Genomic DNA, 23,863 nt, shown 5'->3' with positions numbered 1-23,863 from the left:
TCCTAAATCAGTCGTGAGATTGAGAGGCTTTGTGAGAAGGAGTTCCGCAGAAACTTCTTCTCACAATCCAAATAGGATCGCCATATCTGGATTGTGAAAGGTTTTCCCATTCAGGAAAGCCCTTTCACAACTCTCATTGTTCGCAAATGACTCAGGATTGCTATAAGTAATTACGAGGATGAAGTTCATTTGGATGAATATAGCGATTCTTCTTGAAATTTGAACGGAGTGCAGGGGGGGAACCCCTGCGTGGGGGCAAAGCCCCCACCCCTCCTTGTTCACAAATCGTTTGTGAACGCTATAGCGATCCTATCTGGATTGTGAAAAGAGATTCCTGCGAAATCTCTTTTCACAGAACCCTTTCATTTCACGAATCATTTACAGCAGTCCTAAATCAGTCGTGAGATTGAGAGGCTTTGTGAGAAGGAGTTCCGCAGAAACTTCTTTTCACAATCCAAATAGGATCGCTATAGAAACTGTTTGTAAATAAATTATGAAACAAAGTGTCATAAGGATGAGCAATACCTGAGCAATTCATCTCCCTGCCCTTGAGACAATGAGCCAATCCTTTTACGACATCCTTTTACGACAATGACGTGACCGATGAAGAATTAATGTTGATTTTGTTTTGTTGATAAGCTTTGTTTATCAACAAGCTCTCAGGAGAGCCATGGCGGTGGGTTATGTTAGACATCATCTGGTGTAAAGCTTTAACATCGATCCACTGATTTAACAGATTTTTTTAGCAGAGAGAAGCGTTATGATTGTTGATTATTCCAGAGCAGCAAAATATGCCGTTTTCTGTCAGGAAGTTTATCAGGACTTTTCTGGTATCCAGTTTGAGGGATTAGCTGAAAGTCCGACGCTAATTGAACAGGCTACAACTGATACTCAGTGTGCCATTCTCCCCGAAGGGACAGGGATCACAATTGTATTTCGGGGTAGTACGAGTTCTGCTGATTGGGAGAACAACCTGGATACTCAACAGGCACGGGCAGAATTTGATCAGCAGGTAATTCAGGGAGAGATTGTGGCCAACCGGGAAATGGTTTATCCCTATAGTGGCAAGAGTAGTTCTGGCGCAATGATGCATCAGGGTTTTATCAATGCCTACTTCTCTGTCCGCGATCGCATCCATGACTACATGAAAAATCATGAGGTTTCTAGCGTTGTTACCACCGGGCATAGCTTGGGGGGAGCGCTGGCAACCCTGTGTGTAGTGGATATTCAGTACAACTTTTCCAACAAGGTGCAGAAGCTAGAAGCCTTTACTTATGGTTCTCCTAAGGTTGGGAACGAGGGATTTCGAGATTCGTTTAATGAACGGGTTCCCAACAGCTATCGATTTGTTCATGGAATGGATATTGTGGCAGAGTTACCCCGCTGGTGGCAGGGAGGGTATCACCACGTCGATAAGGAGTACTGCATCGGTCGGCGATTCAGTCTCAACTTCCTCTCAGCGCGATTCAAGGATCACGAAATTGGTAAGTATATCGAAGTCCTTAAGAAAATGGCAGGAGGTTGAATAGGGAATTAGCGATCGCCCCCTTCGTCAACGTCCCAATCTCCCGGTGATTCTGCTACACGGGGGAGCACATCGGGGCTGACCGTGTAGAGTTTGGGGGCAGGTGTCAGTTCCAACTGACGCTGCTGAGGAGTCGTTGTGGTGGGGCGGCGGCGGCGGGAAACATTTTCTTCGCTGGTGTCTTCAGCAATCACTTCGTAGAGAATGGCCTGCTTACCCGGATCGCTGCCCTTACGCAGAACCCGCCCCAATCGCTGAATATATTCGCGGGTTGAGCCTGTGCCAGAGAGAACAATCGCCACACTGGCATCGGGCACATCGACTCCCTCATTCAGCACGCGCGAGGCTACCAGCGTGCGATAGTCTCCCTGCCGGAAGTGGGTGAGAATTTCGTGGCGCTCTTTTACGCTGGTTTGATGGGTAATGGCAGGAATTAGAAATTCCTGGGAAATTCGATAGACCGTGGCGTTATCGTCTGTAAAAATGAGTGTCTTTTCCGGGTAATGGTTGGCCAACAGGTCTGCCAGGACGCGCAGTTTGCCTTCAGTGCCAAAAGCGATCGCCCGCGCTTCCCGATGGGCCAGCATTGCCCGCCGCCCGGCTTTTGACTGTGCACTTGCCTGGACAAATCGTTGCCAGCCCTGCACACTGCCCAGGAAAATGTTAGCATCCTGCAGAAACTGATTGCGGACGCAGATCAGGTCATCGTAGCGATCACGCTCCTTCTGCGACAACCGCACCCTGATTTGAACTACTTTATGCCTGGCCAGTGCTGTTCCTGAAAGTTCTTCCGCACTTTTGCGATAAACTTCCGGCCCAATCAAAATCTGTAAGTCTTCGTGTCTGCCATCAGTGCGTTCGGGGGTGGCGGTTAAACCGAGACGGTAGGGGGCGATCGCATACTCCGCAATCACCCGGTTAAAGTCGCTCGGCAAATGGTGACACTCATCAAACACCAGCAATGCGTAGCAATTTCCCAGCGTTTCGGCATTGATCGCCGCACTGTCGTAGGTAGCTATCAGAATCGGAGTCCGGTCCTTTGAACCCCCACCCAACAGCCCCACCTCTCCATCGGGAAAGGCCGCTACCAGATGGGCGAACCACTGATGCATTAAATCCAGCGTTGGCACTATAATCAAGGTACTGCGCTGGGTTGCCTGCATAGCCATTTGGGCAAGATAGGTTTTTCCAGCCGCCGTCGGCAGCACTACCACTCCCGTGCATCCAGCCCGTTTCCAGGCTTCCAGGGCTTCCTGCTGATGGGGATAGGGCTCCATTTCCAGGCTAGGCACCAGTTCCACTTCCCGAAATTCCCTGGCCCGGTCCTCCAGATCGGTACCCGCTTGCCTCAATGCCATGACCAGATTGCGGTACTGAATCGCAGGAATGCGGAAGCGCTCGACGCGATCGTCCCAGGTAGCATAGTCCATCCAATCCTTACCGCGAGGGGGAGGATGAAGAATCAGAGTACCGCGATCATAAGACAGGGTGGGAATCCGGGGCATTAATAGGAATGCTCTATTAGTCTGCTATTTTCTCTACGATTACCTGGTGAGATTGGTGAATCAGACGTAGTTTGCTGCTAAATGCACTCATAAATGCATCAATGCCAATGTAAGTATCGTCTTCGGGAGCGTTTTCAAAGTGAAAGTCATAATCATCAAAAACGATAATGGCTCCCACTCTGGCGAGTCCCCAGCTCAAGGCGGCGTCTTCTAAGGCATCAGCAGCGAAGTGAGAACCATCAATGTAAATCAGGTCGTAGGAGTTGAGTGGGAGCGATCGCAGCATCTCCCGTGAAGTTCCTACCTTCTTAATCACTGTGGCTGGGCTACCCGTGCGGGAAATATTGTGATCAAACCGAGCCTCTATGATATCCCGATTATCTGAACCACTGAAATCAGCACCACCCCCCCCAGCAAACGTATCAATACAGGTAATTGTAGAAGATGGCTGAGTTAGCAAATTTTCCAGGAACCAGCAGGCAGAACGACCCTCCCAACTACCAATCTCCAGAACATTGAGGTTAGGACGGTGAGCCAGATGCATCAAATGCTCTTCCCAAAGAAACACATTGCGGCCAAACCAGTCCCCTGAAAATTGATACCCTTTGGGAGCATTCTGCAAATGGTAGTTCACCCGGGAAAGTTGCAACTGAATGTTTGGAAAGGTGGGGTCCATTTCCTTGACTACCTGAAAATGGTCTCTGGCTTCGGCAAATTCTCCTTGCTTAAATAAACAAATCCCCAGGTTGAAGTGGGCTACAGCAAAATTACCCTCGGTAAGTTTTTCTCCTAAAGACAGCGCATCTCTAAACTTATGGTTGGCTTCATCATCTCTCCCCTGTTGAAGCAAATGAGCCCCTGCCTGAGCATAGATTTGAGACAAACGATTAAAAATCTGCCGATCCGGATCATTGAGCCGATCGCCTGCCTCAAACAAAGCGGAGAAGAAAGGATGGTTCGGGTTAATCTCCGCCAGGGCATTCATCACGCTCAGTACTTGCTCAGGTTCTACTTCTAAAGGTTGCTGAGTCGAGAGGATTTGGGTTGCTTCAGTGAGGGCTGGTTCGGCATAGGTTGCCAGATCATTGAGTTGGGCGGCCAGTAGAACGATCGCCAGCAAGTTGTTGAAATGGGTTGGCGCAAATTCCCGTCCATACTGCCGGATTAGCCAAGCTGCCTGAAACTCTCCCTGGGCTTCCTGTTGCGCTGCCGCCGTTAGCAAAATTTCGACCAGATCTGCGGTCCATGCTTCAACTTGCTCCGGCTCACCCTGGGAGAGGGCTGACAGCCAGGTCATTTGGGCTTCTGTTTCTTGCCCCTGTAATAACAGGGCTAAACCGGCATACCAGTAACTGGACATGGTAGTCGGCTCTGCCTGAATCAGTTGTTCGTAGAGTAGAGCGGCTTCGCTGTATTTCCGCTGACGCAGGCATTCTGCTGCTTGCTGCTGGAGATTATTTACTAGAGGCATTGCCATTTAGAACTTTCCTGATGGGGACTTAGAACCTTCCTTGACTAAGGATGCCCTGAAATGAGGTTTGCTCTGCAACGGTTTTTCCTTCGTTCAACAAGTATTCAAAGAAGGCCTGGGCAATGATAGAAAGTTGTTTTCCGGCGGGATAAACGACATACCAGTAACGTTGAATGGGAAATCCTTCCACGTCCAGGATGGTAAGTGGACTGTTAGGTCCTTCCAGGGCCAGGGTATGGATGGAAAGCACTGAGATCCCCAACCCACCTGCGATCGCCTGTTTGATGGCCTCGTTGCTCCCCAGGTCCAGCTTCACTTTCAGCTCCAATCCCTGGTCATCGAACAATTTTTGCACAGCTTTGCGCGTCCCCGATCCCGGCTCCCGCATGATGAAGGGTTCTTCCGACATACGCTTAAGCGGAATGGCCTTCTCCTTAGCCAGAGGATGGTTACGCCAGGCCAGAACCACCAGGGGATTTTCTAGAAATGGATGAATAGTAACATCCAGATCATCGGGAGGCTGGCTCATGATGTAGAGGTCATCCCGATTATCAATGAGACTATCGATGATGCGCTCGTGGTTGTCCACCGTCAGAGAAACATCGATTCCGGGATAGCGTTGACAAAAAGGACCCAGGAGGCGAGGAATTACGTACTTAGCCGTGGTCACGACCGCCAGGCGCAGCGTTCCCTGTTTTAGCCCTTTAAGATTCGCGATCGAGATTTCAAATTGGGCCAGCCGGTCAAAAAGTTCGCGACAGGTTGTGTAGAGTTCCTTGCCCGCTTCTGTTAAGTAGAGCCGCTTGCCAACCTGTTCAAACAGCGGCAATCCTACCGCTTTTGACAACTGTTTGACCTGCATGGAAACTGTGGGCTGGGTCAAGAACAATTCTTCAGCCGCACGGGTAAAGCTATTGTGGCGGGCAACGGCTTCAAAGACTTTTAGTTGGTGGAGGGTTGCGTTTTTTCAAGCCTTTCTCCTTGTAAACCGGATATAGAAAATTATCTATCCTGAAGGCTTCAAATCCATTTTTTTTTCTATAGTTTTTATCAATACTTCCTTTTGCCCACAATCTATGCCTCTTCCTCAAAAAGAGAAGGAGTAGGCAAAGTTTTTTCCTGGAATCAGTTTGATAGGAGATGCTTGTCGAGCATAGGTTGTAAACCTTGCATCTCTCAGTTGTCCTGGGCTTTTTGGCAGAAGTTTACACTAGTGGACGATGGCATCAGTCCAGTAACCATTGGGTTGGGGAGTGGGGAGTAGGAGGGAGCCAGAATGGTATCCGTATTCCCGCCGTGCTGTACTAGCAAATTAGATGAGGGAGTAGGGGATGGAAGAGTATTCAGCTATCCATCCACCCATCTACGTCCCATACCCATAGCAGTCCTGAATCATTTACGAAAAAGGAGGGTTGTGAAAGGGCTTTCCTATTGTGAAAGGCTTTTCCCAATCCAGATAGGATTGCTATAGCGATCCTAAATCATTTTAAGAATGCGGGGGGGGCGATCGCATCCTTTTGTATCAGGTTAATCATTTCACCCTATAGCTGGCCATCCCAGGAGTACTGATTTAGAGCTGCTATAGAGATTCTGTTTGGGGTGCAAGGGTATCTTGCGCGACCCTCCTGCCGACCAACCGGGAGAGTTCTATAATTTGGATAGGAGGAAAACACTATGCAAGAACCTACTCTGGGCGACATTGCTCAACAACTGAGCGAAATTAAACATGATATCCAGAGTTTAGAGAAGCGTTTCGACGGTCTGGAAGAGGAGGTAAAGCGTTGGGATGAGCGCTTTTTTCAACTGACTCGTGATAACCTCAACACCGCCCGGACGATTATCATCACCGCCGGTGCAGCGGTCATTCTTTCTCCGGTGCTTCAAGCATTTGCACCCGCCATTCAGTCGATTGTATCGCGGCTATCGGGGGCTGGCACTGGAACGTGATTGGGTGGCAAAGACCTGTTTTAGTTGCTGGCAGGCTTTCTCAATCGCATCAATACTGCCGGGGTTGATCAAGCCGTAGTAATCGAAGACATAGACGCGATCGCTGGAAACAGCTTTCAACTTATTCCAGAACGGAGCAGACCTGAGCTTTTCAACGGTTCCATCACCAGGGTCAACCAGAATCAAAATATCCGGGTTGGCTTCCAGCACCTTTTCGGGAGAAAGGGTCACGTATCCCCGTATCGAGCTTTGCCCTTGCAAATCTGCAATCACGTTATTGACTCGAAATTGAGTCAGCAAATCACCGGCCCAACTGGTTTTATTGGGTGCAAGGATGGGTTGATTACTGACCAGAACGAGAGTGGAAGCTGTTTGATCGGGTTTAGGAGTCAAAAAGGACTGATAGGTCTGAAGCAGGGGGGTGGGATCGGCCTGTAGTTCGGCAGCGAGGGTTTTAGTCAGGTCTTCCAGCGATCGCCAGGTATTTACCTGCGTCGTCAACGTCCGAATTCCCATTGATTTCAACCTTCCCAGCACCTGATCATGGAAACCGGCAGCTCCAATCACCAGATCGGGTTTCAATACTGCAATTTTTTCCAGATTGGGGGGCGTTTGCCCTTCACTGACCTGAGGAAGCTTTGCTAATTCGGGATCCTGGCGCAGTAATCGACTACCGGGAATGCCCACTAATTTATCGGGATCCAGGTTATGAACAATGTCAGCAGAGAGCGATGTGAGGGCGACCACTCTGGAAACAGTGGCTGGAGTAGTTTGAGTGGTCGTCGGTGGTAAAGAAGAAGATTGTTGAATGGTAGAAGGATTGCAGGCCCGCCAGCAGGGCTGCAATAGTCAGGGTGGTGAGGCTGAGTTTTAGCGATCGCAGCATAGGGCATCCATTTGAGTGGTGAATGGTTATAGCTGTTGCCAGGTTGCTCAGGACATTGGTTTTAAGGAGGTGGGGGGCTGCGCCCCCACTCTCCCCCTTTACCAATTAAAGATGACTACTTACTTAGCCACTCACACCAAAAACCATCAAAAAACCATCAATTGTCAGAATCGCCAGGTTAATCCAGCTCGCAGGCTGAGACCAGGTTGGGCAAAGCGACCAATATCGGCAGGGGTGGGAGATTCAATCAAGGGGCGGACATCGGAGTAGAGGAAGTACTGGTTATTAAACAGGTTAAAGAGACCGATGTTAAAGGTCAGTAAAGGGGGTGATGTTGTAGTAACCAATCAGGTCAACGACGGTGTAGCCTTCCGGGGTGTAGGAGCCAGCAGGACGATCATCCCGCAGGCGGGGTTTGCTGGCAAAGGTTGCGATCAGATCCGTGCCCCAGCGATTTTCTGGCGCACGGTAGCGAAGTCCCAGCACCGCTTTGAAGGGGTCAACGCTTTCTAAGGGCTGGTTGGCAGTCAGGTCGTCGCCTCTGGTTAAACCCAATGCCGCAATGAAGCTGAACCCGTGAGGCTCTGGACTGAATCGATATTCCCCACTGAGTTCAAACCCGTAGGTGCGTGCCCGTGCCACGTTTTGAGATTGAAACAGGTTAACGGGAAATCCAGGCACAATTGTAAAGTCGATGCCCGCTGGGGCGAAGGTTTCAATAAAGTTGTCATAGTTGTTGTAGAAACTGGTGAGATTGAAACTGAACTGGCGGAAGCGTCCTCTCAAGCCCAACTCAAAGGTGTCGCTGGTTTCGGGTTTTAAGTCGGGGTTGGAGAGGGTTTTGTAGCGAAAGAATGGGCTGGTGAGGTTGGTGAATCCGGCGTTGATTTCGCTGTAGAGCGGGGCACGAAAGCCACGGGCATAACGACCCGTCAGTGCCAGTTCCGGGATCATTTGCCAGACAAAGCCAATGTTGGGAGATAGGGCGGAGTCATTAAAATCTGCGGCGGTTGCACCTGGATTACGGAAATAAAGGGCATCCGGATAGGTCGTTAATTTATAGATGTCAAAACGCAAGCCAGGGATGAGGGTAAAGGTTTCCCCCAGGGACATTTCATCCTGAACATAGATGCCAAAGCGAAACGTATCGGAGTCGGGAAAATCTTTTACCGGGAAGTTGTCAGCCCCCACGACATTAGTTCTGAGAATCGGCACACCAGCCGCATTGAACCGGGTTTCGATACCGTTGCGTACCCGCTCATTGCGGGTGTTGGAAATATCTGCGCCGTAGGTCAATTTGTTTGTGATCGCCCCAATGTTGAACCTGCTTTGTAATTGAATTTCTCCCCCAATCAGTCGATCCAAAAAGTTATTTTCCAGGTTGCGGAAGCGACGGCGATCGGCACCCGCTCCAGTCCGAACGAAGTCCTGGGTGCGAAATTCATCGACTCTGGCGTCCTGATAGTAAAACTGAATCCGGGCACCGCTGAGGAAACCAGTACTTTTGGGATCGTCGAAGGTGTAGGAGAGACTGACGCGATCGCGCCTGACCTTGTTTTCCAGGGTTTCCCCCCGCCCCCGAAATCCAGCCGGTCCAATCAGATTTCTGGCAATGAGATCCGCGACAGCAAAATCATCTTCGTTCCTGAAAACTTCTGTGGTGAATGCGATGCTACTGGTTTCACTCAAGTGATAAACCAGCTTGCCCAGCCAGTTATTACGGGCGTTGTAGCGAGAATCAACAAACTCGTTATCTTTGGGAACACGGGATTCATAGCCATCTCGTCGCGTGTAACCCAGCAAAGCTTCAAAGGCTCCCACACGGAAGGCCGTAATCCCCGTTGTGACCCAACTGCGATCGCTACTTTCAAAATTGGTGGAAAGACTGGTAATGGAGTCTTGCCGATTGAAACGCTCTAATAAATAGGAGGGATCAACCGTTTTAAAACTGACCACCCCTCCCAGAGCATCACTGCCGTAAAGAGCAGAAGCCGGACCCCGAATCACCTCTACCCGTTGCAGCGATTCAATATCCACATAGTCCCGACCGAGGGAAGGCGTTCCAAACTGAAACTGAGTGGGAATGCGAATGCCATCGTTGAGAATCAGTACCCGGTTGCCCCCCAGACCCCGAATGTTGATGTCCTGCAATCCATAGCGGCGATCGTTCCCAACGGAAACGTTTGGCTCATAGCGAAACAGATCACGCAGATCCCGGATCAGGAATTCGTCAATTTCCTCATTGTCAATAACCGTGATGGAAGCCGGTGAGAGGCGGGTGGGACGAGGAGTGCGGGTTCCGGTAATGGTGATTTCTTCTTCCTCAACATCATCAAAGGAAGCGTCCAGTTGATTCTCCGTTGGAAGAGGTTCAAGAGGGGAAGGTTCCTGCGTCAGCAAGGTAGCATCGGTGTGGGGACGGGGAAGGTCTCGCAGGTAGGGAATGGAGGAAGAATGGGAAGAGGCATCTGGTAAACCTGGCTCTGCGATCGCGATCGGTGCAACCACCAGAGTCAACAGAACACTGTTGAACAAAGAACAATTAGGTTTCATACTGTTAAACGTTGATAATGACCGGGGCAAGTTGGCGCTTGCCCTTTTTTTTGGTGTTAGTTGCTAAAGAAAGTGAGGAGTGATAGGGGGTATGAGTGGATGAGTGGGGGGGATGGGTTATCGCTCTTTACATCTAGGACCCCTGTACTCCCTTACCTATCCACCCATCCGCTCCTTTGGCTTCTTCTCAGGTCCATCCCGACTGTGAGAATGCTGCACGTCTGATGAGAGGGGGCAAATTTGGAGGCCGACCGGAGTTTGTAGAATGGCAGCTTGAACGCCAAATACATCGGCAAGATTGGCTGGGGTCAGTACGTCTTCTGGATGGCCGATCGCAGCGATCACGCCCTGTTTCAGCATAGCGATGCGATCGCTATAACGGGCCGCCAGGTTGATATCATGCAGTACCGTAATGATGGTCAAATGGTGCTGGCGATTCAGGTCTTTCAGTAATTCCAGCAATTCCAACTGGTAACGCAAATCCAGGAAAGTGGTGGGTTCATCCAGCAACAACACCTGTGGATCTTGAGCCAGTGCCAGCGCCAGAAAAGCCCGTTGCCGTTCGCCGCCAGAAAGATGCTCAATGGGGCGATCGCTCAAAGCTTTCAGGCGGGTTTGGGCGATCGCCTGATCAACCTTCTGTCGATCTGCAAAACTCAACTCCCATTGCCACCAGGGTTGGTGGGGTGTGCGTCCCAGGCTAACCAACTGCCGCACGGATAACCCCGCCGGAACTGTTTGCTGTTGGGGCAAAATAGCAAGCCTTTGAGCAACCCAATGAGCTGGTTGTTCGTGAATCACTTTACCGTCCAGCCAGACTTTTCCTCGTTGTGGTAGCAGGATACGGCTCAACAAGCGTAACAGGGTTGATTTTCCCGATCCATTGGCACCCACAAGACTGAGCCATTCTCCAGGTTGAAGAGTAAAATCAATGCCTCGAATAACCGATTCACTGGTATAGCCGCCAGAGAGATCGTAAACCTCAAGTAGGGAAGGAGATGTTTTGAGTTCTGAGTTTTGAGTTTTAAGTTTTGAGTTCTGCCTGTACATCGCTTCCTGACTCCTAGCTTCTTCCTTCCTCTGCCTCTTTCTTCTTCTTTCTTCCAGCCCCCACCCCTTCTGACTCCTGGTTTCTGGCTTCTCTAAACCCTTCTGGCTCCCGACTCCTGGTTCCTGGCTCTTCTCCCTTCTCCCTTGAATTCAAAACTCAAAACTCATCCCCCCCCCACTTATCCCCCATCTACCCCTCACTTCCTCTCTTACCCCGGCGATATAGTAACCAGATGAATAGCGGAGAACCCAGCAGGGCCGTCACTGCTCCGACGGGAAGTTCAATGGCTCCCAAACGGGAAAGCAAGTCGGAAAAAACCAGCACCCAGGCTCCTCCCAGAGCAGAAAACGGTAGGACCCAGCGGTAATCGTAACCAACCAGCAAACGAATTCCGTGGGGAACGACCAGGCCAACAAATCCAATCAGGCCCGCCATACTGACGGCACTGGCCGCCAGTAGACTGGCAATAGCACCAATTAACAGGCGCGATCGCAGCATGGAAGCTCCTAACCCCACGGCCAGATCCTCTCCCAGGGTCAGCAGGTTCAAATCCCGTGCCAGCAAACAGCCCCCCAATAGGGCGATCGCCACATAGGGACCCGCCATCGCTACTTCTGGCCAACCTCGTCCGTTTAAGCTGCCGATCAGCCAGTTAAGGGCAGCTTGAATACGGCCATCATCTGCCAACAGCAGTAAGGTTGTTTGAATGGCCCCAAACAAGGAACTGACGGCAACACCTGCCAGAATCAACCGTTCAATGGCAATGCTCCGTCCGACCAGACCCAACCCATACACCAGGGCAGCCGTCAGCAGTGCGCCAAACCAGGCTCCCAATGGCACCCAGGTTTGCAATACATTCAGCGTCAGGAGGGCGATCGCCACCAACCCCGCTCCCGCCGAAATTCCTAATACAAAGGGATCGGCCAGCCCATTGCGTAACATGCCTTGCAACAAGGTTCCTGACATTCCCAGGGCAGCTCCAACCACCAGCGCCGCCACAATTCGAGGCAGACGCAATTCCCAGACAATGGTTTGATGCAAAGAGTCACCCCGGTGCATCAATGCCTGCCACACCTCCATTGGACTCAGGGGGATGGCTCCCTGACAGAGGGAGATGAGGAGCGTCAGGAGCAACCCACCCATCAACAAGAGAACGGCTGGTAAGGTGCGATCGCCCATCTGCCAATAGTTCTGGAGTCTGGAGAGTTGAACAACCATTCCTTACCTCAATTACCAGAGGGTGCAGGAGCCGCCTCCACAGGGGCAGGCGGAGGAGGCGCAACTGGAGCTGGTTCAGCCACAGGTGGTTCTGGGGCAGGTGGTTCCGGGGCAGGGGGTGGGGCAGGTTCAGCAACTGGAGCGAGTTGCTCAATCACCGCAGGGGGCTCTGAAGCTGCGGGAACGGGGGTAGCAGGGGAAGCAGCGGGTTTGATTGTCTCCGGAGTTTCCACAGCAGTAGCGGGTGCTCGCTGGCGCTCTTCTGCCTGTCGCCGTTCTTCCTCTGCCAGGCGACGACGTTCTGCTTCCTGGCGGCGTTCTGCCTCCCGTCGTCGCCGTTCTTCGTTTTGCCGCTGAAAACTGGAACCCTCTTCTTCGTAGGTGACCCGCACCCGTTTCCGTACCCCTTCCGAGGGAACCGTTTGGGGATCAAACCGCCACTTACTCATTGTTTCCAGTGTTTCGCGGTCCAGGTCGGGATTGCCACTTGATTTCCGCAACCGAACCTGGACGCTTCCATCGGGCAAAATTTTCATATCCACGCGGGGGCTTGCTTCCCTTCCCTGATACCTGGGTTTGGGACAACTGACGCAAACAGGATCCTTCGGTTTCGCAGGTTTTGCAGGCGGAGCTGTCCGAATAGCCGTCCCCCCTAGCTTGCCTTTGGGATCGCCATCCGGTTTACACAGGGGATTGAATCCGGTGGGGCGATCGCCCGTCCCAAAGCCTGTCCCTAACCCAAATGGTTTGAAAATCGGTCCCCCCCCAACCTTCAGATTGGTATCTCCCGCATTGTTGGTCATCGGTTGGGCAGAGTCGGGGGAAGCAGGCAAGGGCTTGTCACTGGGGGCATCTTCGCCCTTCTCAACGGGAGCCTGATTTTCAGGAGCCAGGGGCGGCGGTGGAGCAAGCTCTGGGGCAAAGGTCACCTCTTCCGGTATCTCCTCCGGGGGGGGCTCTACCTCTGCCAGAACTTCTTCCGGGATGGGTTCTTCCGGTGGAGTTTCTTCCACCACCAGTTCCATCTCATCATTTTCTGGAACTTCAGGAATCACGCTCCAGAAATTCCCAACTTTGAACGTCATCGCAGCCGCATGAAGTGCCAGTGATCCGATCAAACTACTGATCAGAAAGATTTTTAGCGCTCTTCCTTCCTTTTGCCGTTGTTGAACGACTGATTCTGAACTGTTCATGGGAGAAGTTTTGAATTTTGCGGTAGGTAACGGACGACAAGAGTGGATGAGTGAGGGAGTGAGGAAGTAAGGGAGTGGATGAGTGGATGAGTGGAAGGGTGATTGGGCGATCAGGTGATGAGGTGCTATTCCCTCACTCCCCTATTCCCTCACCCCTCACATCTCACTCAACGAACAAGCTCCTACTCCTTCCGCTTCGTCGCGATCGCCATCTTTGCTCCGTCCACCTGGCGAATTTGATCCATGACGGCAACGACGCGATCATGGGTGACTGAGCCATCGGCATTGAGCACAACCACCAGATCTTTGCCCGGTTCGTTTAGCTGGCGGACTGCATTTGACAACGCCTCAACCGGAGTGGGGGTCTTGTTCAGGTAGAGGTTTCCTTGCCTGTCCAGGGTGACGGTGGCTCGAATGGTCTTTTGGGGTTTGGCCGATTGGGCTTTAGGAAGGCTGACCGTCAATCCTTCAAACCGTCCCAGAAACAGGGTAGACATGATGAAAAAAGTGAGAATCGCAAAGATGATGTCGATCATCGGTACGATGTTGATCTGGGGCGGAACTTCGGGTTCAGCGATCGCGCGTCGTCGCATAGGAAACCTCCAAAACTTTCTTGTAACGACGACGGTGGAGCAGTTCCAGCTCGGCAACATGTTCCTGAATCAGCGCCAGTTGCCGCAAATAAAAGCCTCGAAATGTGTTTGCAAAAAACAGGGTCACGACTGCTACGATCAAGCCGAATGCAGTTGAGACTAAGGCTTCGCTAATTCCACTGGTGACGCCAACGGCATTTCCGCCACCGATGTCACCCAAATTGAGCGAAGAAAACGAGCGAATCAGCCCCAGCACTGTGCCCAACAGGCCCAACAGTGGTGACAGGGTGACGATCGTATCAAACACATTATTGAACCGCTTGAGGGTTGGGATTTCTGCCTGAATCGCACCATCGATCGCCAGGGCTAGCTCATCGGGCTCCGCATCTTCTAGCGATAGCGCTTCCAGAAAAATCCGAGCCATCGGCAGATCCACATTACGCTCTAGCTTTTCTACAGCCAGCGAAGGATCTTCCCGATACAGTGCCAGGGCTTCATTGACGACCTTCTCCTGGCGGCGGTTGATGCGGTACCAGAAAACGACACGCTCAACAATCAGCGCGATCGCCACAATTGAAAACAGCAGCAGGGGTATCGCTACAATTCCCGCTACTATCAGAATTTCTCCAAGTCTTTGCATGTAACTCCCCTGAGTATTGGAAGCCAGCTCTGGCAGTTTTATGTCAGCCAGCCAGCCGAGACAAGTAATCAACAGAACTATAAAACTTAATGAGAATCTATATCAAGTACTATTTCAAATAATCTGCTCGATTCTATTCCAGATTTTGCTGATGGCTACCAGCTAAATTTCTGAGGTGAAATCAGTAGGTAAACGATACGATTCTCAAATACTTTTGGCTGGCCGTTAAGGAAATCTATACATTTCACAAGATTAATGCTATATCGAATCAAGATAAAAGTCCTGACAGATAAGACTTTTATTAATCTGAATATTCCTCACATAGCTATTAACCTGCAGTTTTAATGCTTGACTTTCGAACTCCGGGCATCATAACTTTTTGATCGTTACTAAAACTAACTCTCAATAAGTAGGGTCCACCTCTGGCGAGACAAGTTCACTTCTGCAAAAGCATCTGCCGGAGTGTAGGAGGATTTTTGCGGAAAAATTATCATCGGCATGTGAGGAAGTACTGTGAATCGATGGCATCTAGGGTTGGGGATTGCGATCGCGAGCATCCTGTCAGTGAACATTGAGCCTGGCATTGGTAGAGAGGTGGCAGGGAAAGGAGAAAGGAAAGAACGGGATGGGACCTTAGAGAGCAGTTCTGAGTTAAGCCATTCAACTCAAAACTCAAAACTTAAAACTCAAAACTCCATCACCCCTGTCTTCCGCACTCTTGATCTGAGACGTCCTGCCACAACAGTTAAAGATTGGCTTGCTCAAATTCAACAAAGGGAGAGTGAATCACCTGTGCAGGTAACAGGTGTGCGGCTTAATTCCACCGAAAAGGGTTTGGAAATTGTGCTGGAAACCGAGGGGGGGCGATCACTGCAAATCGATGCCACTAAATTCAGATCCGAAGGTAATTCCCTGATTGCTGACATTCCCAATGCAACACTAGTGCTAAGCGATACTCAGGAATTCAGCGCCGACAATCCAACAAAGGAAATTGCCAATGTTCGCGTCACCCAAATCGATTCCGCCAATATTCAGGTGAGGGTGATAGGTGAGAAGACACTGCCAAGAGAGGAAGTCATCTTGAGAGCGGGAGCGTTGGCATACAGCCTCAACCCAGAAGGGGAAGAACCCGATGAGGAGATTGTGGTCACGGGCGAAGGACAGCGAGGGTATTTCGTTCCCGACACCTCAACCGCCACCCGAACGGACACCCCCATTCGCGATATTCCAGCATCCATCCAGATCATTCCAGAACAAATTTTGGAAGATCAGCGAGCCACTGGACTGCGGGATGCACTTCGCAACGTCAGTGGTGTGGTAGAAGGTGGAAACTTTGGGGGCACCCTGGACTCTTTTATTATTCGCGGATTTAGCGCAACTGTGTTGCGCAATGGCTTACGAGGGACATCCTTTGGGGCGTTTGCGTTTGAGAACGCCCTGAACGATATTGCCAACCTCGATCGCATCGAAGTACTCAAAGGTCCCGCGTCTATCCTTTATGGCAATGCAGAACCGGGTGGAATCATCAACCTGGTTTCGAAACAGCCACTCAGTCAGCCCTATTACTCATTTGACTTACAAGTCGGTAGCTTCGGCTTTGTGCGGCCAGCAGTGGATCTCTCCGGTCCCCTCACATCCGACAAATCAGTCCTATACCGTTTCAATGCTGCATTTCAAAGCCAGGATGGATTTCGCGACTTTGATCAAGAGTTTCAGCGTCGCTTTTTCAGCCCTGTTCTTACCTGGAAAATTAGTGAAAAAACAACCCTGACGGCTGAACTGGCATACCTGTGGGATGAACGCCCAATGGATCGGGGGCTGGTTGCCTTCGGTCGGGGAGTGGCAGATATTCCCATTACGCGCAATCTGGGTGAGTTGGATGATGTTTATCGAGTGGAGGAGTTAGCAATTCGTTATCAATTTGAACACCAGTTCAGTAACAGTTTGAAGCTGCGAAATTCATTTCAATACCTGGTGGTTGATGGCTTTGACTACAAAACCCAGGCAGGGACATTAGATGAGCAAACCGGCATCATGTTCGGGCGTGAATTCGACTCAAATAACGACGTTTACAGAGCCTATAGTTTGCAAACTGACCTCACAGCTAAGTTTGCAACGGGTTCTGTCCAACACACACTGATAGTCGGTGTGGATCTGGGTCGGCAAGACGCCCAGGGCACCAATCGTGGGGTTCCCGATGGAGAAACCCCTGACATCAATATCTTTGATCCGGTCTATCGTGGCAAGCCTGATCGCTCGACGTTCACCAACTTGCGACGAGATAGTAAGGTGCGGGCAGATGGATTAGGGATCTTTTTGCAGGATCAAATCACCTTACTGGATAACCTGAAGCTGCTAATCGGTGGTCGGTTTGACCTGGTAGATCAGAAGAACGACGATCGCCTGGCAGGAACAGTCACCACCCAGTTTGATCAAGCATTTACTCCTCGCGTTGGTCTGGTCTATCAACCCATTCCGCCCATTTCTCTGTATGCCAGCTATGGGCGATCGTTTAACCCAAACTTTGCCACCGGGGTTGATGGTTCGATTTTGGAACCAGAAAGAGGCAACCAACTAGAAGTGGGGGTCAAGGCAGAGTTGAACAAGCGCCTCTCGGCAACCCTGGCAGCCTACCGATTGACCAAAACTAACATTGCGACGACCGATCCAGCGAACCCAGATTTTTCTGTTCCCATTGGTGAAATTAGAAGTCGTGGGATCGAATTCGATATTGCAGGCGAAATTCTGCCGGGATGGAACATTATTGCTGGTTACGCCTTGAGTGACAGCGTTGTCACGGAAAGCAATGACACTCCAACAGGACTGCGGACTGCACTCGTTCCCTACAATGCGGCCAGTTTGTGGACTACATATGAAATTCAAACTGGTGATTTAAAGGGATTAGGCTTTGGTTTGGGCTTATTTTACGTCGGTGACAGACCAGGTGACTTTGATAATTCCTATGAATTGCCAGCATATCTCCGAACCGATGCTGCCATCTATTACAAACACAACAATTGGCGAGCTGCGATCAATATCAAGAACCTGGCAAATGTGAGGTATTTCGAGTCGGTGAACTTCGGCAGATCGACGATTCAACCCGGTGCCCCGCTAACGGTTGTGGGGAGCTTTGCGATCGAATTTTGAGAATTGTGCAGTCAAGAGGCAGTTTTCATGAGGTCTTTCAAACTTCGTCAAGTGGCATTTCAATTTCATCGCTATGTTGGGCTATCTGTTGGATTGATTCTGGTCATCGTTGGGTTAACGGGTAGCTTGCTGGTTTTTGAGCATGAAATGGATCAGAGGATTATTCAATATCGATTTGGTCAGGTCATACCCCAGGAACAACGATTGCCTTTGAGCAAAATTGCTGAAATTGTAACAACTGCTTACCGCGATCGCCCCGAATTTAAGCTGGCTCAGTTTGATATCCCGCCCAATACCGAAACTTATAAACTTCGGTTGAGGAACAGCAAGAATGAAGATTTAGAGGTGTTTGTCAACCCTTATACAGGAAAGATATTGGGCGATCGCTCCCGTGAAGGTGCTTTCTTCAGCCGCGTCGTGGAACTGCACTACACCCTATTTGCCAAGGAGGTGGGGAGAGTGGTGGTTGGGATTGTTGCCTTCCTGCTATGCCTCCTGAGTGTGACTGGACTGCTTCTCTGGCCTGGTTGGAGGAAGCTAGTTACTGGGTTTCGGATCAAGTGGGATGCCCATCCCAAACGATTGAACTTTGACCTTCACAAAGTTGCCGGAATTACTTCGGTCATGTTCCTGTTAATGATTGCAGTCAGCGGTTTTTGTTGGAACTTTTATGAGTATGCAGAACCAGCCATCTATGCCCTCACTCTGACGCCCAAACCACCAGAACTCAAATCTACAGTGCTAGCAGGGAATCCTCGTTTATCAATTGATGAGATTGCTCAGCAGGCCGATGCCGCATTACCTGGAGCCATTACCACCTTCATTTCTATACCAACTAAACCCGATGGGGTGTTCTATTTCTACAAGAAACAACCGCAAGATGCCCAAAACTACGCCAATGTTGTTCAACTGGATCAGTACAGCGGCAGAGTTTTGCGTGTGGTGAATAGCCAAACAGCAACACTGGGCGATCGCATCTTAAATGCCTTTGTCCCTATGCACTACGGTACCTTTTGGGGATTACCCTCTCGCATCCTTTATGTTTTTGTTGGGCTTGCTCCATTGCTTCTATCCATCACAGGGTTTGTGATGTGGCGGTATCGCAAAAAGCATAACGAGGTCATGGAGAGATGAGTCTTGTGCAATTAAGCTTATGCATTTTTAGTGTTCACCTGATTTAACTAGAGGAGTTGAAATGAATTACGAAACTAAAATTTGGCTTGGAGTGGTTGCTTTCCTATTCACCAGTGTGAATTCACCGATGGAAGCAAATGCCAATCTTTTAACCAATCTGATTTCTGATTCTAAAGAAGTCATCCATACAAAAGGATTGAACCCCTTAAATCATTTCCTGATTGGTCAGGGTGGGGAAGGTGGAGAAACTAAACCACCGTTCCAAGATAAGTTAAGCGGCACACAGTTGCTAAACACGCTTCAAAAAGGAGGGTATGTCATTTTCTTAAGGCATGTCAAAACTGAGGTTGATTATGCAGATCAAGTCTTTGCAAGAATGGGGTACTGTACAACCCAACGAGTTTTAGGTGAAGAGGGATAGCAACAGGCAAGAAAAATTGGTCAGGCATTTCAGGCATTAAAAATTCCAGTTAGCAAAGTTTACTCCAGTGAGTATTGTCGAGCGTGGCAAACAGCCGATCTTGCTTTTGGTCGCTATGAAAAGGTACCAGGGTTAAATTTTGCACCTGCTGAGGAGTATACCGAAGCACAAGTGGCTCAGATGCGAGAAGGTATCAAACCGTTACTGACTACGGTTCCAGCAGGGGGAACCAATACTGTGATCGTAGGCCACGATGATGTGTTTGAGGCCGCAACTGGAATTTACCCTGAGCCACAGGGGACTGCCTACATCTTAAAACCTGATGGCAAGGGAGGTTTTGAGATTGTGGCTAATATGGAACCAGAAGAATGGGGAACTCTGTTGAGAACGCCCTCTAGGTAAGTTGCTGGATATGTCTTAGAAATGGTGCTCTCACTCCTTGAAACCCTGACTCCCTTTCCAGGTTTTACACAAAAAATTGACAGGCCCAATTTATTTTATTAACTTAAGTTTAGTGAATTACGCATTGGCTCGTACATCCTCAGATCTGAGGTGATCAAACAATTGCCTCATAATCTCGCTCAAACTCAGAGTGTGAGGGAGGACACCTTTTTCCAAAGGTGGAATGAACTGTTGGGGATCGGAAGTGGTAGTCATTGGTGCTTTTTCAGCCATACTCCAGTTTAATTCGCCCCGTCTAATCCAACTTAGATTGAAAAACCTGTGCTTGTCACATTCTTATTGCTTTTTCTTGGCACTTTCTTAATAGTAGAAGCGAAGTAAGGATTATCAATGACGATGAAACATATATCTGCTCTAGGGTTTTTGATGGCAACCTGCTTGCCCATTGTCAACCTGGCAACCTCCGTTTACGCTCAAACTCGAATTCGAGATCTACCACAAACCACATCCGGATTTTCCATTACTGGCCGAGTAATCAGTGTGGTTGGGAACAGTTTTGTCCTGGATGATGGCAGTGGACGAATTATTGTTGATGCCGGTCCTCGTTGGTGGCAACCGATTGATGTCTCAGTTGATGAGCGAGTAAGCGTTACCGGGAAACTGGGGCGTTCGGGTGAATTCGATGCCTTTTCTATTACCCGGCAAAATGGCACTGTGCTTAACATCCGCCCAGCAGAGGGACCACCCCCTTGGGCAAGAGGCCCCCATCGGTTGGCTCCACGCTCTCCTCGCTAACGAGAACCTTTGGGCAATTTCTAATTGCGTGCTCTTCCCCTTTTTCCTTATTCCAGATTTACCCAATTCGACAGCCTGTCTTTTGACACTCATTCATTCCTCATCCAAAATTAATGTGGTTTTTTCAATCGGCTTCTATGCTCTGATGTGTCTTGCATTGGAGGAGAGGCCATTTTGGTGTGAGGATGGTGTCAACCCCAATGAAATTAAAATGGTGCATCATTAGCTGGCTGCTTTTGGGCTGTTATACAGGGGTAGACGCGATCGCTATCCTGAAGCCCGTTGATGCAGAAACTCAACCAGCTAAAATTTTGCATCTGAACGAGATAGAGCGCCCCAAGACTCGCGCCAGCTTTTTGTTGGGGCAAGCCTCGTCGGAACCAGCGCGTCCAAGCGTGAATCCCCCTCTATTGACGGACGATCCATCCGACGACGAAGATGAGGAGGAACTAATTGTTGAAGGCGAGAGAACGCCTACGCCCTCTGCGCCTGCCTACGTCATTACCAGCGATGAAATTCAGCAGCAGGGTTCGCGCAGTGTTACCGAGGTGTTGCGGGGCTTACCGGGATTTGCGGTCAACGATACTGGCTTTGGTGCAGATATTCATACTGGGCTTTACTACCGGGGCACAACGCTCAATCAAAATGTGTTTCTGCTCAATGGCAGGCCGATTGGCAGCAATGTCAGCACCTATCACGGTGCAACTGACCTGAACAGTTTGTTGGTGGGAGACATCGATCGCATCGAACTCTCCAGCGGTACCGCTTCCACCCTCTATGGCTCGAATGCCTTTGGTGGTGTGGTCGATATCATTACAAAAGATTATGAGGGCCCATTAAAGGTCAATGCCCTGGCACAATTTGGTTCCTACGGTCAGCAAAACTACCGCGCGGGCATTGCTGGTTCTATTAATACCCTCAGCTACGCTTTTGGATATGAGCGTTTTCAAGCAGACAACGACTATCGGGTGCCTGTGGGAGCGGCCAACCGCGGACCGGATGGACGACTATTTAACGGTGATGTTAAGTTTGAGAACTACTACGGCAAGTTAGCATTGCGAATCGATCCTCGCAATACGCTGAGTCTGGATGCCTACAAAATCACTAGTCGTAAGGGATTGCTTTACTTTGGCTTTCCGTTACAGCGCGATCGCCTCAACCATGATGCCTACAATATTGGCCTGACGTGGAAAGGAATGGTTGGAGCAAATAACGACTCCTTTATCACCGCTTTCCTTGCTTTCAACCGGGATTACTTCGATACATTCGGTCCCACCCGCAACATCTTCTTTCGCGAGGGTCAGCTTGACTCCCGTGGGCTGACTGGTCGAATAGAACACAACTGGCAGGTAGCTCCAGCTCTCAATCTGCGCTACGGAGTGGATCTACAAAGCGATTTCTTAAAGGGCAATACGCTCAGTAATGTGCCCCGGTTCATCCGATTTAACGAGGTTGAAGAGCGCGATCGCTTCAATGCCGCCCTCTTTCTACTTAACACCTGGAAAATTACCGACACCCTGCAAGCAGAATTTGGCCTGCGACAAAACTTCAACACAGAGTTTGGCAACTCCCTCAACCCCAGTACAGGTCTGCGCTGGGATGTAGCCCCAACCATTGCCCTGCGCGGAAGTTGGGTGTCTGTACGACGCAACCCTGGATTAGACCAGCTCTATCTTTACGACACCGTTCATAACTGGCTTCCCAACCCCGACCTGGAACCCGAAAGAGGCTCTGCCTGGAATGCTGGAATCGATGTTCGGCTGGCTCCTGCTGTGTCTGCCCAACTCACCTACTTTGGCAATCGATTAAAAGACCGGATTGGCATTGTCGCCGGTCGTTGGGAGAATATTGCACTCGTTAATACCCACGGCTTTGAAACAGCTCTCCGATGGAACATTACTCCTCAATTTTCAACCTTTGTCAACTACACCTATACGGATGCCCGCATTGCCGCAGGGCCAGAAAAGGGGCTGCAATTGAGTACAATTCCCTACTCTGTTGGGCAATTCGGGATTGGATATAACTCCCAGGGCTGGCAACTGAACCTCTATGCCAACTACTTCAGTGGGGCCCGACGAGCCCTGTTTGCCGAATCGGGAGTCAGCACACGGGAATTTTCTCCATCCTGGCTGAGTTTTGATTTAAGCGCTCAGGTTCCCCTGTTTCGTAACGTCAGTTTACTGGTTTACCTGGAGAATTTGGGAAACCGTAGTTACGAAAAAGTGAACCGGATCTATCAGCCCGGGTTAACATTTCGCCTGGGTCTAAATGCAAGCTTCTAATAAATTGTCTTCCATGCGGCTACAGTGCCTTTCCCAATCTCGCTGTCTACGGTTTCACCACCTTCCAATACCATTCGAATGTCCACATTCTGGGTTGGGAGGTTCTTTAAAGCGGTAGCGATTTCATCGTTTACGGTAAATGCATTATTCTGGCCTTCCAGTTCCAGCACCTTCTCGCCTGCTCTAATCAAAAGCTTCTGGATTTCTCTGGGAGTATTGATCCCAACACAGACTGATCCATAGGGGTAATAGGGGTAATCGTAAAACAGGCTGGTAACACGACGATAGGGGAAGAGTCCGTAGGAACCTAAAAAGCCAGTGTTATAGGCGATGGTGCAACGCCCCTGCTGGGTAATCAGCAAAACTCGGATGGAGTCGCGACTCCAGAGGCTGACCAGTTTGCCGGAACCGTAGCCCAAATCGCGGTGGCTGATGTCATTGCGATCAAACACGCCCAGAAACGATCCTTCAAACGGATCTGTAATTCTGACAGTCCTGGACCAGGGAATATTCAAATTGGGGTGCAACCTGACAGATTTGACCACCGGGTACCCGGCAGCAGTCTGGGCAGCAAGAATCTGCCCCTCTTTTTGAGCAGCATAAGAGCCAGGGGAGGCAAGGACACCCCCACCACCGGCTAGAGCAATAGCCACTCCAAGGAAAACACTCAATTGCCACATAAAACCGCCCCTACTATAAATAGATGGAAGTCTATTTCTCTAATCAAAAATAGCGATTTTTATTTATAGATTTCGCGATTATCATCTCTTATTAAGAGAGTCTATTCTCCCTTCCATGAGGCGTTGCACATTTCAGAATTTCCCTTCTCCGATGTGCAACGCTTTTTCTATAGCCACCATAAACTATAGCGATCCTTCTTGAAATTTGAGCGGAGTGCAAGGGTTCCCCCTGTGTGGAGGCTTGGCCCCCCCTGTTCACAAATAGTTTGTGAACGCTATGTATACAGCTATAAGGGGAAGCAGGTTATGAGCTACTAGCTGCTGGCTGTTTTCAAGTCAGGAATCCTCTTTAGATTGTGAAGGTATTTTCCCGCAGAAAAGTGTTTTTACAACTCCTCACATTTGCCAAACACTTAGAAC

19 protein-coding genes and 2 pseudogenes are annotated in these 23,863 nt (G+C 49.9%); 8 read left to right on the top strand and 13 right to left on the bottom strand.

All coding sequences use genetic code 11. The features are described from left to right. Window positions 1–760: 760 nt before the first annotated feature. Window positions 761–1,525, top strand: coding sequence for a lipase family protein (locus P4D80_RS13960; protein WP_421654609.1), 765 nt, complete (start codon window positions 761–763; stop codon window positions 1,523–1,525). 8 nt (window positions 1,526–1,533) lie between these two features. Here P4D80_RS13960 and P4D80_RS13955 read toward each other — a convergent pair whose 3' ends face one another. From P4D80_RS13955 to P4D80_RS13940, 4 genes and pseudogenes are all read right to left on the bottom strand, one after another. Continuing rightward, window positions 1,534–3,030 (bottom strand): DEAD/DEAH box helicase family protein, encoded by a 1,497-nt coding sequence (locus P4D80_RS13955; protein WP_421654608.1) that lies wholly within the window; start codon window positions 3,028–3,030, stop codon window positions 1,534–1,536. 16 nt (window positions 3,031–3,046) lie between these two features. Then, window positions 3,047–4,507 (bottom strand): class I SAM-dependent methyltransferase, encoded by a 1,461-nt coding sequence (locus tag P4D80_RS13950; protein WP_421654607.1) that lies wholly within the window; start codon window positions 4,505–4,507, stop codon window positions 3,047–3,049. Between the two features lie 22 nt (window positions 4,508–4,529). Continuing rightward, window positions 4,530–5,219: a LysR substrate-binding domain-containing protein gene (locus tag P4D80_RS13945; RefSeq protein WP_421659535.1), complete on the bottom strand. Its 690-nt coding sequence runs from the start codon at window positions 5,217–5,219 to the stop codon at window positions 4,530–4,532. 69 nt (window positions 5,220–5,288) lie between these two features. Continuing rightward, window positions 5,289–5,444 (bottom strand): annotated as a pseudogene (locus tag P4D80_RS13940) (LysR family transcriptional regulator); the annotation flags it as partial. 731 nt (window positions 5,445–6,175) lie between these two features. Here P4D80_RS13940 and P4D80_RS13935 point away from each other — a divergent pair. Continuing rightward, the gene (locus tag P4D80_RS13935; protein ID WP_421654606.1) at window positions 6,176–6,448 is read left to right on the top strand and encodes a hypothetical protein; all 273 of its coding nucleotides are present in this window, start codon (window positions 6,176–6,178) and stop codon (window positions 6,446–6,448) included. Here the strand turns inward: P4D80_RS13935 and P4D80_RS13930 are convergent. The 8 genes from P4D80_RS13930 to P4D80_RS13895 form a co-directional block, all read right to left on the bottom strand. Then, a complete protein-coding gene (locus P4D80_RS13930; RefSeq protein ID WP_421654605.1) occupies window positions 6,422–7,294 on the bottom strand; it encodes an ABC transporter substrate-binding protein in 873 nt (290 codons plus the stop codon). The genes P4D80_RS13935 and P4D80_RS13930 overlap by 27 nt on opposite strands. 204 nt (window positions 7,295–7,498) lie before the next feature. Beyond that, on the bottom strand, window positions 7,499–7,681 hold the full coding sequence (locus P4D80_RS13925; RefSeq protein WP_421654604.1) for a hypothetical protein: 183 nt from the start codon (window positions 7,679–7,681) through the stop codon (window positions 7,499–7,501). After that, window positions 7,644–9,887, bottom strand: coding sequence for a TonB-dependent hemoglobin/transferrin/lactoferrin family receptor (locus tag P4D80_RS13920; RefSeq protein ID WP_421654603.1), 2,244 nt, complete (start codon window positions 9,885–9,887; stop codon window positions 7,644–7,646). Before P4D80_RS13920 ends, P4D80_RS13925 begins: the two co-directional genes overlap by 38 nt. Before the next feature lie 156 nt (window positions 9,888–10,043). Beyond that, window positions 10,044–10,937: an ABC transporter ATP-binding protein gene (locus P4D80_RS13915; protein ID WP_421654602.1), complete on the bottom strand. Its 894-nt coding sequence runs from the start codon at window positions 10,935–10,937 to the stop codon at window positions 10,044–10,046. A 190-nt stretch (window positions 10,938–11,127) separates the two neighbouring features. Beyond that, window positions 11,128–12,156 carry a FecCD family ABC transporter permease gene (locus tag P4D80_RS13910; protein ID WP_421654601.1) on the bottom strand — a complete coding sequence of 343 codons (1,029 nt, stop codon included), beginning with the start codon at window positions 12,154–12,156 and terminating at the stop codon, window positions 11,128–11,130. Between the two features lie 8 nt (window positions 12,157–12,164). Next, window positions 12,165–13,349 (bottom strand): energy transducer TonB family protein, encoded by a 1,185-nt coding sequence (locus P4D80_RS13905; RefSeq protein ID WP_421654600.1) that lies wholly within the window; start codon window positions 13,347–13,349, stop codon window positions 12,165–12,167. 182 nt (window positions 13,350–13,531) lie between these two features. Beyond that, the gene (locus P4D80_RS13900) at window positions 13,532–13,942 is read right to left on the bottom strand and encodes an ExbD/TolR family protein (protein WP_421654599.1); all 411 of its coding nucleotides are present in this window, start codon (window positions 13,940–13,942) and stop codon (window positions 13,532–13,534) included. Further along, complete coding sequence (locus P4D80_RS13895) at window positions 13,920–14,582, bottom strand: MotA/TolQ/ExbB proton channel family protein (protein WP_421654598.1); 663 nt, start codon at window positions 14,580–14,582, stop codon at window positions 13,920–13,922. Before P4D80_RS13895 ends, P4D80_RS13900 begins: the two co-directional genes overlap by 23 nt. A 513-nt stretch (window positions 14,583–15,095) precedes the next feature. On the opposite strand from P4D80_RS13895, the gene P4D80_RS13890 reads away from it, so the two are divergent. From P4D80_RS13890 to P4D80_RS13865, 6 genes and pseudogenes are all read left to right on the top strand, one after another. Then, the gene (locus P4D80_RS13890) at window positions 15,096–17,729 is read left to right on the top strand and encodes a TonB-dependent siderophore receptor (RefSeq protein ID WP_421654597.1); all 2,634 of its coding nucleotides are present in this window, start codon (window positions 15,096–15,098) and stop codon (window positions 17,727–17,729) included. 27 nt (window positions 17,730–17,756) lie between these two features. After that, window positions 17,757–18,863 (top strand): PepSY-associated TM helix domain-containing protein, encoded by a 1,107-nt coding sequence (locus tag P4D80_RS13885; RefSeq protein WP_421654596.1) that lies wholly within the window; start codon window positions 17,757–17,759, stop codon window positions 18,861–18,863. A 61-nt stretch (window positions 18,864–18,924) separates the two neighbouring features. Continuing rightward, entirely contained in the window at window positions 18,925–19,284 is a 360-nt protein-coding gene (locus tag P4D80_RS13880) for a hypothetical protein (RefSeq protein WP_421654595.1), read from the top strand. Between the two features lie 12 nt (window positions 19,285–19,296). Next, window positions 19,297–19,686: pseudogene (locus P4D80_RS13875) on the top strand (histidine phosphatase family protein); the annotation flags it as partial. Between the two features lie 390 nt (window positions 19,687–20,076). Next, the gene (locus P4D80_RS13870) at window positions 20,077–20,481 is read left to right on the top strand and encodes a hypothetical protein (protein WP_421654594.1); all 405 of its coding nucleotides are present in this window, start codon (window positions 20,077–20,079) and stop codon (window positions 20,479–20,481) included. Window positions 20,482–20,681: 200 nt separating this feature from the next. After that, a complete protein-coding gene (locus P4D80_RS13865; RefSeq protein WP_421654593.1) occupies window positions 20,682–22,763 on the top strand; it encodes a TonB-dependent receptor plug domain-containing protein in 2,082 nt (693 codons plus the stop codon). Here the strand turns inward: P4D80_RS13865 and P4D80_RS13860 are convergent. Beyond that, window positions 22,760–23,416, bottom strand: coding sequence for a hypothetical protein (locus tag P4D80_RS13860; protein ID WP_421654592.1), 657 nt, complete (start codon window positions 23,414–23,416; stop codon window positions 22,760–22,762). The genes P4D80_RS13865 and P4D80_RS13860 overlap by 4 nt on opposite strands. Window positions 23,417–23,863 lie beyond the last annotated feature (447 nt).

The sequence above is a fragment of the Leptothermofonsia sp. ETS-13 genome, assembly GCF_049200465.1.
GTDB lineage: Bacteria > Cyanobacteriota > Cyanobacteriia > Leptolyngbyales > Leptolyngbyaceae > Leptothermofonsia.
This window is presented reverse-complemented; position numbering and strand designations above follow the sequence as displayed.